The organism is Streptomyces sp. NPDC097619, assembly GCF_040302735.1.
Lineage (GTDB): Bacteria > Actinomycetota > Actinomycetes > Streptomycetales > Streptomycetaceae > Streptomyces.
Genome location: NZ_JBEOSD010000219.1, coordinates 1 through 10,420 on the forward strand (window position 1 = coordinate 1; position 10,420 = coordinate 10,420).

The following is a 10,420-nucleotide window of genomic DNA, read 5'->3' on the forward strand; positions in this document are numbered from 1 at the left end:
GTGCGCGACCTCGCTGCCCCGCGTGGTCTGTGGGGCGCCCGGCTGGCGAGAGCCGCTCCGGGCCGGGCGCACGGTCGTCGGGCCCCCCGCCCGGCCGCGGACCGGGGCCGGGCGGGATCAGAGTTCGGCGAGGAGTTCGGCCTTCTTGGAGGTGAACTCGCCGTCGGTCAGCAGGCCCGCGCTGTGCAGTTCGCCGAGGTGGCGGATCCGCTCGGCGATGTCGGCCGGGTCCCGCCGCTCGGGTCGGGCCGCCGGGACGGCCGCCACCGGCACGGCCGGGCCGCGCCCGCGGACCGCGGCGAGCACGGCGGCGGCGAAGGGCAGGGACTCGTGGACGGTGCCGTACCCGAGCCCGAAGACCACGGCGGCCGGGTCCTGGTCCGGAGCCACCGGACCGTCCTCGCCCGTCCCGGAGTGCTCGCGGCTGACCAGGCGCAGGTGACCGCCGGGGGTCTCGGGGGTGCGCCACCGCACCCCGCACAGCTCCTCCAGGTCGAAGTACTGGTCCCCGGCCTTCCACTTGACGGAGCTGGCGCCGGTGCGGGACCAGCGCAGGGAGACCGTGGACCCGTCGAACACGGCCTTCGCGTCGTACCCCTTGAACTGGAGCGGGGCTTCCGGCGCGTCCACGAGGAAGCGTCCGGCGGGCTCCGCGGCCTCCGGTCCGAGCGCGCCCCGCAGTGCCTCCGCGAACCCGGCCGCGGCCGGGGCCCGGTCGGCCGGCAGCACCAGGCGGTACGGGTCGCACACCTCGCGGAGCTGTCCGGCGGCGGCTTCCATCAGCGGATCGGCGCCCGGCCGGGGTTCGGCCCGCAGGACGACGGTGTCGCGCTTGCCCGGGGTCAGGGTCACCGAGGCGAACGCCTCGTGCGGGACGCGCCTGCGTCCGAGCGCCTGCCACAGGCGTGGTGTGCGGATGCCCCGCTCGAAGCGGACGAGCACCGAATCCGAGTGAAACTCCCACACGGCATGATTTCCGGCCAGCTCTTCACCCATGCGGCTCATCGTAAATGGCCTCCCGACCCGGCGTCCCCCTTGGCGCCAGGGCATATTTTCCCGTATCTACGCGTGTCAGTGCGCTTCCGTGCCGGAAATTCCACGGCGGCAGTCCGATCCGCCTTCCCGGCAGACCACGGAACCGAACGAGCCGGTTCCGATTTTGGCGAAGTTGTCCAGGGAAAGGGTCCCTGGCGTGAAATAGCCGGTGTGGCCGCGGGCGCCGTCCGCCGCGAGCACCCGGGAGCCGAAGTCGGGGTCCACCGGGTCCGCGCCGTGGCCGAGCCCGCCGAACTCCAGGTAGGGCACGTCCGCGATCCAGTCCCCGGAGTCCCGGACCGCCCAGACCCGGGCCGTGGTGCGCAGGGCCGCCGCGCTGCCGGCCCGCATGCCCGGACTGCCCGCCACGCTCAGGTCGGTGACCCGGGGCGGCAGTCGGCGCGCGGCCACTCCGCACACCACCGATCCGTAGCTGTGGCAGAACAGCGCCACCGGTCCGTGGCCGGGCAGGGCGCCGATGAGGGCGCCGAGCCGGCGGGCCCCGTTCACGGCCAGTCGCCCGGTGGCGGCGTCCATGCCGACCCCGTCGGGGGTGGTGTAGCCGGCCCAGGCGATCACGGCGGTGCGCAGTCCCGGTGCGGCGGCCTTCTCGGCCTCCAGGAGGGATTCCGCCATGCCCACGGGGGCGGTGTAGCGGCGCGCGGTCCGTTCGAAGGTGAGGAGGTCGGTGTCGGCCCCGGGCACGATCACCGAGACCCGGTCGGCCGTGTCCAGGTCGCCGAAGACCTCGGCGACCAGCCCCGAGCCGGTGGGGTCGAAGGCGAGGATCCGGCGTTCGCCGGTGAGCAGGGAGCGCAGCCGGTGGGCGCGCCGGAGGGCGTTCTCCCGGTCGACGGGGGCCAGTCGGTAGTCCCCGGCCCGGTGCGTCTCCACGGAGTGGGACTGGGCCATGGCCCGGCGGTTGGCGCGGTAGCGCAGCTCGGTCGGGGCCCCGTCGAGGTTCCCGACGACCAGCGGGTACCGCTGCACGAGCCGGGTGCGGGCGCCGGGGTCGAGGTGGGAGAAGAAGCGACCGATCACCTCGGGCGGGGAGTCCGCCGCGGGCAGCCGCTTGCCGTCGATGCCGCCGCGCGCCCAGGCCGTGAGGGCCACCGCGAGCGGGGAGCCGTCGTCGGCGGGTCGGTGCAGGGCCGTCCAGCCGGTGGTGGCGAGCATGACGAAGACCACCGCGAGCGCGATGAGGACGCGCCAGGCGGCGGGCGGAGGTGCGGGGGGCTGCGGGGGACTCCCGTGGTCAGCGGGGTCCGGGAAGAGCGCCAAGCCGGAGGATTTCACTGCCGTTCACCCTAGGAGAGCCGTGCGGTCTCCGGGGTGCCGGGTGACCAGGCTCACCCGGTCCGGGGGCTCTCCGGACGCGGTTTCGGAGCTTCGCCCGAACGGGCCGTCACGGTACGCGCCGGTCAGGTGTCCGCCAGTCCCCGGCGAGGGCCGGGGCGAGGTGGTCGAGGTACTCCTCGGTCATCCGGCGGATGGCCTCGACGCTCGGGTCGGCCCCCTGTCCCCAGAGGCGTCCGGTCACGCGCATGACCCCGGAGAAGGCGGCGACGGCCACCCGGGGCCGGGGGTCGGCGTCCACGTCCAGGCCCTCGCGTTCGGCCACCAGCCGGGAGATCTGCTCCTCCAACTCCGTGGAGCGGCGCAGGTGGACGGCGAGCAGGGCGGGGGTGGACTCGATCATCTGGTAGGCCCGCATGTGCAGGTCCACCGGGATCACCTCGGAGATCGCCTCCTCGATGGTGTCCCAGGCGGTCAGGACCGCGGCGCGCAGCGCGGTGAAGGGGTCCTCGGCGGCCGGGCGGTCCCGCAGCGCGGCCACGAAGTGCGACTCCACCAGGTCCTGCACGGCGAAGGCGGCCTCTTCCTTGTTCGCGAAGTAGCGGAAGAAGGTGCGCTGGGAGACGTCCACGGCCTCGGTGATCTCGTCCACCGTGGTCCGCTCGTACCCCTGGGACGTGAACAGCGTCAGCGCGGCGCGCAGCAGGGCGTCCCGGGTGCGCCGCTTCTTGCGTTCGCGCAGACCCGTCGCCGCGGGGCGCGGCACCGCAGGCCGCTCCTCGGTCATCACCAGTGCCGTCCTCTCTCCCGCCGTGAGCGGGCTCACCTTACCGGCGAGCGGGTTGACAGCTTCTGTCTGATTGGTCCGTTTGAGAAATGTCAGTCGCTGTCACTAACCTTTTTCCATGACTAGTCAGACGACCGTCGCGGACCACGCGACCTCGAAGTCTCCCGGTCCTCACCCACCGGCCGCCGGACTGCGCGGCCACCCGTGGCTGACCCTGGTCGCCGTCGCGGTCGGCGTCATGGTGGTCACCCTCGACGGCACGATCGTCGCCGTGGCCAACCCCGCCATCCAGCAGGACCTCGGGGCCACGCTCGCCGAAGTCCAGTGGATCACCAACGGCTACCTGCTCGCCCTGGCCGTCTCCCTGATCACCGCCGGCAAGCTCGGCGACCGCTTCGGACACCGCCAGACCTTCCTCATCGGCATCGCCGGCTTCGCCCTGTCCTCGGCGGCCATCGGCCTCTCCGGCAGCGTGGAGCTCGTGATCGGCTTCCGCGTGGCCCAGGGCCTCTTCGGGGCCCTCCTGATGCCCGCCGCCCTCGGACTGCTGCGCGCCACCTTCCCCGCCGAGAAGCTGAACATGGCCATCGGCATCTGGGGCATGGTCATCGGCGCCTCCACCGCCGCCGGCCCGATCGTCGGCGGCCTGCTCGTCGAGCACGTCAGCTGGCAGTCGGTGTTCTTCATCAACGTGCCCGTCGGCGCGCTCGCCCTCGGCTTCGGCCTGGTGATCCTGCGCGACCACCGCGCCGAGAACGCCCCGCGCTCCTTCGACGTCCCCGGCATCGTGCTGCTCTCCGGCGCGATGTTCCTGCTGGTCTGGTCGCTGATCAAGGCCGCCGAATGGGGCTGGGGGAGCACCCGCACCGTGCTCTTCCTCGGCGGCGCGGTCGTCTGCTTCGTCCTGTTCGCCTTCTGGGAGACCAGGGTCTCCGAACCCCTCATCCCGCTGGGCATGTTCCGCTCGCTGCCGCTGTCCGCGGGCACCGTGCTGATGGTGCTGATGGCCTTCTCCTTCATGGGCGGCCTCTTCTTCGTCACCTTCTACCTGCAGAACGTCCACGGCATGAGCCCCGTGGACAGCGGCATGCACCTGCTGCCGCTCACCGGCATGATGATCATCGGCTCCCCGCTCGCCGGCGCGGCCATCACCAAGGTCGGCCCCCGGATCCCGCTGGTGGTCGGCATGGTCGCCACCGCCGTGGCCTGCTTCGGGATGGCCCAGCTCACCCCCGGCACCGGCACCCTGACCATGTCCCTGTGGTTCGCCCTGCTGGGCGTGGGCCTGGCCCCCGTCATGGTCGGCGCCACCGAGGTCATCGTCGGCAACGCCCCGCTGGAACTGTCCGGCGTCGCCGGCGGCCTCCAGCAGGCCGCCATGCAGGTCGGCGGCAGCCTCGGCACGGCCGTGCTCGGCGCCGTCATGGCGGGCAAGGTCAGCGACTCCTTCGCCGACGACTGGGCCGCGGCCGAGCTGCCCCCGCTCGCCCCCGAGCAGCTCGACCTCGCCGAGAAGGGGGTCCAGGTCGGCATGGCCCCGGTTCCGCCGGGCGCCCCCGAGCAGGTGGTCGCGGCCATCGAGAAGGTCGCCCACGAGACCTTCGTCTCCGGCATGAGCCTGGCCTTCACCGTTTCGGGTGTGGTGGCCGTCCTCGCCGCCGTCGTGGCCTGCTTCACCCGGCGCGGCGCCAACGCCGACGCCGCGGCCGGTGCGGGCGGTCACATCTGAGTCCCCCGCGGCGGCACCGGGGCCCGAGGCCCCGCCGAGGCGCCGCCCGCGTGCCGCGGGGGCGTCAACCCCGTACCCGCCACAGCCCCGCCGGGCCCCACCCGGGGGGGCTGTCGCCTATCAGGATGGATCCGCCCGGAGCCCCTTCCCTCCGGGCGTCACCGCAGGTCAGCGTGGGTGTCATCGGAGCTCCCGACGGACCCGTGGCCCGCCGGGCCACCCGTACGGGCGCATCCGGGAAGGAAAGACCATGCGCGTCCGCACCACGGCCCTCGCCGCGACCCTCCTCGGCCTGACGGCCCTCACCACCGGCCTGCCCACGGCCACCGCCGCCCCCGCGGGCACCACGACCACGGCCGTGGCCCACCCGGCCGCCGCCGGCGCCCCGGCCGGCCCGCCGGGTCGTCGCGCCGCCCCGCCGGGCCCGTGCGCCACCGGCCAGCTCTGCCTCTGGGCCAAGCCAGAGTTCACCGGCACCCGACAGGTCCACGAACTCAGCGGCACGGACGTGGACAGCTGCGTCGCGCTGCCCGCGGGCCGCACCGCCCAGTCCCTCGCCAACCGCACCGGTCGGCCCGTCACCACCTACCAGTCGGCGGTCTGCGCCGAGACCGGCGAGTTCCAGACCTACCCGGGCGACGGGGTCTGGTTGCCCCAGTCGCCCTACCAGGTACGCGCCTTCAAGGTCTGGGAGAACTGACCCCGGGCGCCACCGGCGACGGCTGCTCCGGGAGCGCGGAGGGGGCGCCCCCGGACAGCCGGGCCACCTCCGCGCGCAGCTGCCGCACCTCGACGGTCAGCGCCTCGATCGCCGCCGTCCGCAGCCGCTCCTCCTCGTCGTCCCGCTCGAACCGGGAGATGAACCAGGCCGCGATGTTCGCCGTCACCAGACCGAGCAGGGCGATCCCGGACAGCATCAACCCCACCGCCAGCACCCGGCCCAGCCCCGTGGTCGGGGCGTGGTCCCCGTAGCCGACCGTGGTCATGGTGGTGAACGACCACCACACCGCGTCGCCGAGGTTGCGGATGTTGCCGTCCGGGGCGTCCCGCTCCACGCTGAGCACGGCCAGCGAGCCGAACATCAACAGCCCCACCACCGCGCCCGCCACGTAGGTGGTCAGCTTGATCTGCGGGGCCATCCGGGCCCGCCGGCCCACGAGCAGCAGGGTGGAGACCAGCCGCAACAGCCGCAGCGGCTGGATCATCGGCAGCAGCACGGCGCACAGGTCGAGCCAGTGCGTCCGGACGAAGACCCGCCGGTTCCCCGACAGGGCCAGCCGCACCAGGTAGTCCGTGGCGAAGGCGCCCCACACCACCCACTCGGTCACCAGGCAGGCCCGCTGTACGACGGGGCTCGCGTCGGGGGCCACGATGGGCACGGCGTACGCGAGGGCGAAGGCCACGGCGAGCACCAACAGCGGAGTTTGGCTCCGCCGCTCCCACCGCACCTGCCAGGACACGTCCTTCATGCCCAGCATCGTAAAGCCCCCATAAACCCGCCCGACCCCCCTCGGGAGCCCCACCCAGGGCCGCGGGGAACGGCGTGAGCACCCACCCCGCGCCGGCACCCGAACTCGACCATGCACCCCCACCCACCCAGGTCCGGCACCCGAACTCCACCCCGCACCGTCCACCCACCCAGGGGCGCGGGGAACTGCGCGAGCACCCCCACCGGCGGAGAGTCGACCGACAACGGGAACAGCCCCCGGGCACTGGTCCGGCCCCGGGCCAGGCTCAGGAAACGGCGACGGGGGCCCCGGGCCGCAGCCCGGAACCCCCGCCCCCACGGGAACCCTAGGCGTCGCCGCCCGCCGCCCCCGGGTCCGCCGCCGCCACGTCCAGCAGCTGGTAGCGGTCGACGGCCTGCTTCAGCACGGAACGGTCCACCTTCCCGTCCTTGGCCAGCTCGGTCAGCACCGCCAGCACGATCGACTGGGCGTCGATGTGGAAGTAGCGCCGCGCCGCGCCGCGGGTGTCGGCGAAGCCGAAGCCGTCCGCGCCCAGCGAGGTGTACCGGCCGGGCACCCAGCGGGAGATCTGGTCCGGGACCGAACGCATCCAGTCCGAGACCGCCACGAACGGGCCCTCGGCCCCGCTCAGCTTGCGCGTCACGTACGGGACGCGCTGCTCCTCCTCCGGGTGCAGCAGGTTGTGCTCCTCGACGTCCACGGCCTCGCGGCGCAGCTCGTTCCAGGAGGTCGCCGACCACACGTCCGCGCGAACGTTCCACTCCGAGGCGAGGATCCGCTGGGCCTCCAGGGCCCACGGGACCGCCACGCCGGAGGCCATGATCTGCGCCGGCACCGTGCCCGACTCCCCGGCGGACACCTTGTGGATGCCCTTGAGGATGCCGTCCACGTCCACGCCCGCCGGCTCCGCCGGGTGCTGGATCGGCTCGTTGTAGACGGTCAGGTAGTAGAAGACGTCCTCGCCCGGCTTGCCGTCCGCCGTGGCCCCGTACATGCGGCGCAGACCGTCCTGGACGATGTACGCGATCTCGTACCCGTACGCCGGGTCGTAGGCCACGCAGCCCGGGTTCGTGGAGGCCAGCAGCTGGGAGTGGCCGTCCGCGTGCTGGAGGCCCTCACCGGTCAGGGTGGTGCGTCCGGCCGTCGCGCCCAGGACGAATCCGCGCGAGAGCTGGTCGGCCATCTGCCAGAACTGGTCGCCGGTCCGCTGGAAACCGAACATGGAGTAGAAGACGTACACCGGGATCAGCGGCTCGCCGTGCGTGGCGTACGCCGAACCCGCCGCGATCAGCGAGGCCGTGCAGCCCGCCTCGGAGATGCCGTCGTGCAGCATCTGCCCGGTCGGCGACTCCTTGTACGCGAGCAGCAGGTCGCGGTCGACCGCCTCGTACTGCTGGCCCAGCGGGTTGTAGATCTTGGCGCTCGGGAAGAACGCGTCCATGCCGAAGGTCCGGTACTCGTCCGGGGCGATCAGCACGAACCGCTTGCCGATCTCCTTGTCCCGCATCAGGTCCTTGAGGATGCGGACGAAGGCCATCGTGGTGGCGATGGACTGCTGGCCCGAACCCTTCTTGGCGGCGGCGTAGGTCTTGTCCTCCGGCAGCTGCAGCGGCTTCGCCCGCACCACCCGGGTCGGCACGTAACCGCCGTGCGCGCTGCGCTGGTCGTGCATGTACTGAATCTCGGGCGAGTTGCGGCCCGGGTGGTAGTACGGCGGGGCGCCGCTCTCCAACTGCGCGTCCGTGATCGGGATGTGCAGGCGGTCGCGGAAGCGCTTCAGGTCGTCGACCGTCAGCTTCTTCATCTGGTGCGTGGCGTTGCGGCCCTCGAAGTTCGGGCCGAGGGTCCACCCCTTGATCGTCTTGGCCAGGATGACCGTCGGCTGGCCCTTGTGGGCCTTGGCCGCCGCGTAGGCCGCGTAGATCTTCTTGTGGTCGTGGCCGCCACGCCCCAGGTGCAGGATCTGGTCGTCGCTCATGTTCTCGACCATCGCGCGCAGCCGCTGGTCGTCACCGAAGAAGTGGTCCCGGATGTAGCCGCCGGTCTCGGTGGCGTAGGTCTGGAACTGGCCGTCCGGGGTGGAGTTCATGCGGTTGACGAGCAGACCGTCGCGGTCCTGCGCGAGCAGCGGGTCCCAGGAGCGGTCCCAGATGAGCTTGATGACGTTCCAGCCCGCACCGCGGAACTGGGACTCCAACTCCTGGATGATCTTGCCGTTGCCGCGCACCGGGCCGTCCAGGCGCTGCAGGTTGCAGTTGACCACGAAGGTGAGGTTGTCCAGGCCCTCCCGGGCCGCCAGGGACAGCTGGCCCAGCGACTCCGGCTCGTCCATCTCACCGTCGCCGAGATACGCCCAAACGTGGGACTTGGAAGTGTCCGCGAGACCGCGCGCCTCCATGTACCGGTTCATGCGGGCCTGGTAGATCGCGCCGAGCGGGCCGAGGCCCATCGACACCGTCGGGAACTCCCAGAAGTCCGGCATCAACCGCGGGTGCGGGTAGCTCGAAAGGCCGTACGGCGCCTTGGACTTCTCCTGCCGGAACGCGTCGAGCTGCTGCTCGGAGAGCCGGTCCAGGAGGTAGGCGCGGGCGTAGATGCCGGGGGAGGCGTGACCCTGGAAGAAGATCTGGTCGCCGCCGTCGCCCTCGTCCTTGCCCCGGAAGAAGTGGTTGAAGCCCACGTCGTAGAGGGAGGCGGAGGAGGCGAAGGTCGCGATGTGGCCGCCGACCCCGATCCCCGGACGCTGGGCCCGCGAGACCATCACGGCCGCGTTCCAACGGGTGGCGTTGAGGACCTTCCGCTCGATCTCCTCGTTGCCCGGGAAGAAGGGCTCGTCCTTCGTGGCGATCGTGTTCACGTAGTCCGTGCTGCGCATCTCGGGCACGGCCACGCGCTTCTCACGGGCCCGCTCGATCAGCCTCAACATCAGGTAGCGGGCCCGCTCGCGGCCCCGCTCGTCGACGGCGGCGTCCAGGGAGTCGAGCCATTCGCGGGTCTCCTCCGGATCGAAATCCGGGACCTGGCTGGGGAGGCCGCCAATGATGATCGGGTTGCGATCGGATGCGGAAGCCACGCTGTTCCTTCGTGTCGGGGGAGTCGTGCCATGGGTCACACCGCCTCCCATCGTGTACCGCTGCGCTCCGATCGTCACCTTTACCGCGAGGTAACCGCTGGAACATCGCGGTAAAGCGGGCTGGAGGGACGGGTCAAGGCGGGACGGTCCGGACAGATCGCAACCTTACGCCCCAGAGGTTTACGAACCCCGTAAGGTCGTTCGTCCCTCAAACAGGTAGGAAAGTCCTGGATCCCCGCCCGGCGGGCCCCGATGTGTGGCATGAATCACCACCGGGCACCACCGGAGTGCCAGGAGTTGCGGCGAGACGGCCGCAATCGTCACCGTTTGGACGGTGTCGGTCGTCGGGCTACTTGCGCGATCCGCCGCGCCCGTGTGGACTACGCCCAATGCTGCGCGTGCGCGCGCAGCCGAAGACATCACCGAACATGAGCAGGAGGCACCCCGTGAGCGCGACCGCGGACCACGCGGAGACCAACCTGGCCGAACGGCTGGGCTTCAAGTCCGACCAGGTGGTCCAGGAGATCGGTTTCGACGAAGACGCCGATCAGGAGTTCCGCGAGGGCATCGAGGAGCAGATCGGCAGCGATCTCGTCGACGAGGACTACGACGACGTCGCCGACGCCGTGCTCCTCTGGTTCCGGGAGGAAGACGGAGACCTGACGGACGCGCTGGTGGACGCCACCGAGTTCGTCGAGGACAACGCGGTGATCCTGCTCATGACGCCCAAGACCGGTCGGTCCGGGCACGTGATCCCCAGCGACATCAACGAGGCGGCCACCACCGCGGGCCTCTCGACGAGCAAGCCGGTCAGCGTCGGCAAGGACTGGACGGCGAACAAGCTCGTGACGCCGAAGGCGGCCAAGTCGGGCAAGCGCTGATCCACCCGGTGCCCCCGTCGCGGCCCCCGGACCCCCGGGAACCGCGGCCCGGCACCCCGTGAACCGGCGTCCGGAACCCCCAGACCCGCACCGCCCCCGATCCGGACGTGCCGCTCGACGACGACGAGCTGACCGCCACCCTGATCGGAC

8 protein-coding genes are annotated in these 10,420 nt (G+C 71.9%); 3 read left to right on the forward strand and 5 right to left on the reverse strand.

Features of this window, described 5'->3' with window-relative positions:
- Window positions 1-117 precede the first annotated feature (117 nt).
- The 3 genes from ABTZ17_RS34165 to ABTZ17_RS34175 form a co-directional block, all read right to left on the reverse strand.
- The gene (locus tag ABTZ17_RS34165) at window positions 118-1,005 is read right to left on the reverse strand and encodes a DUF4429 domain-containing protein (RefSeq protein WP_352199697.1); all 888 of its coding nucleotides are present in this window, start codon (window positions 1,003-1,005) and stop codon (window positions 118-120) included.
- 66 nt (window positions 1,006-1,071) lie between these two features.
- Complete coding sequence (locus ABTZ17_RS34170) at window positions 1,072-2,211, reverse strand: alpha/beta hydrolase (RefSeq protein ID WP_352199704.1); 1,140 nt, start codon at window positions 2,209-2,211, stop codon at window positions 1,072-1,074.
- Between the two features lie 229 nt (window positions 2,212-2,440).
- Window positions 2,441-3,118 (reverse strand): TetR/AcrR family transcriptional regulator, encoded by a 678-nt coding sequence (locus tag ABTZ17_RS34175; protein ID WP_352199698.1) that lies wholly within the window; start codon window positions 3,116-3,118, stop codon window positions 2,441-2,443.
- 118 nt (window positions 3,119-3,236) lie between these two features.
- Between ABTZ17_RS34175 and ABTZ17_RS34180 the strand changes: the two genes are divergently transcribed.
- Both ABTZ17_RS34180 and ABTZ17_RS34185 read left to right on the forward strand, forming a co-directional pair.
- Complete coding sequence (locus tag ABTZ17_RS34180) at window positions 3,237-4,847, forward strand: MFS transporter (protein ID WP_352199699.1); 1,611 nt, start codon at window positions 3,237-3,239, stop codon at window positions 4,845-4,847.
- Window positions 4,848-5,097: 250 nt separating this feature from the next.
- Window positions 5,098-5,547, forward strand: coding sequence for a peptidase inhibitor family I36 protein (locus ABTZ17_RS34185; RefSeq protein ID WP_352199700.1), 450 nt, complete (start codon window positions 5,098-5,100; stop codon window positions 5,545-5,547).
- Here the strand turns inward: ABTZ17_RS34185 and ABTZ17_RS34190 are convergent.
- Window positions 5,528-6,316, reverse strand: coding sequence for a potassium channel family protein (locus tag ABTZ17_RS34190; RefSeq protein ID WP_352199701.1), 789 nt, complete (start codon window positions 6,314-6,316; stop codon window positions 5,528-5,530). The genes ABTZ17_RS34185 and ABTZ17_RS34190 overlap by 20 nt on opposite strands.
- A 325-nt stretch (window positions 6,317-6,641) precedes the next feature.
- Window positions 6,642-9,389 carry a pyruvate dehydrogenase (acetyl-transferring), homodimeric type gene (gene aceE, locus ABTZ17_RS34195; RefSeq protein ID WP_352199702.1) on the reverse strand — a complete coding sequence of 916 codons (2,748 nt, stop codon included), beginning with the start codon at window positions 9,387-9,389 and terminating at the stop codon, window positions 6,642-6,644.
- Between the two features lie 446 nt (window positions 9,390-9,835).
- Here aceE and ABTZ17_RS34200 point away from each other — a divergent pair, with 446 nt between their 5' ends.
- Window positions 9,836-10,270 carry a DUF3052 domain-containing protein gene (locus ABTZ17_RS34200; RefSeq protein WP_352199703.1) on the forward strand — a complete coding sequence of 145 codons (435 nt, stop codon included), beginning with the start codon at window positions 9,836-9,838 and terminating at the stop codon, window positions 10,268-10,270.
- Window positions 10,271-10,420 lie beyond the last annotated feature (150 nt).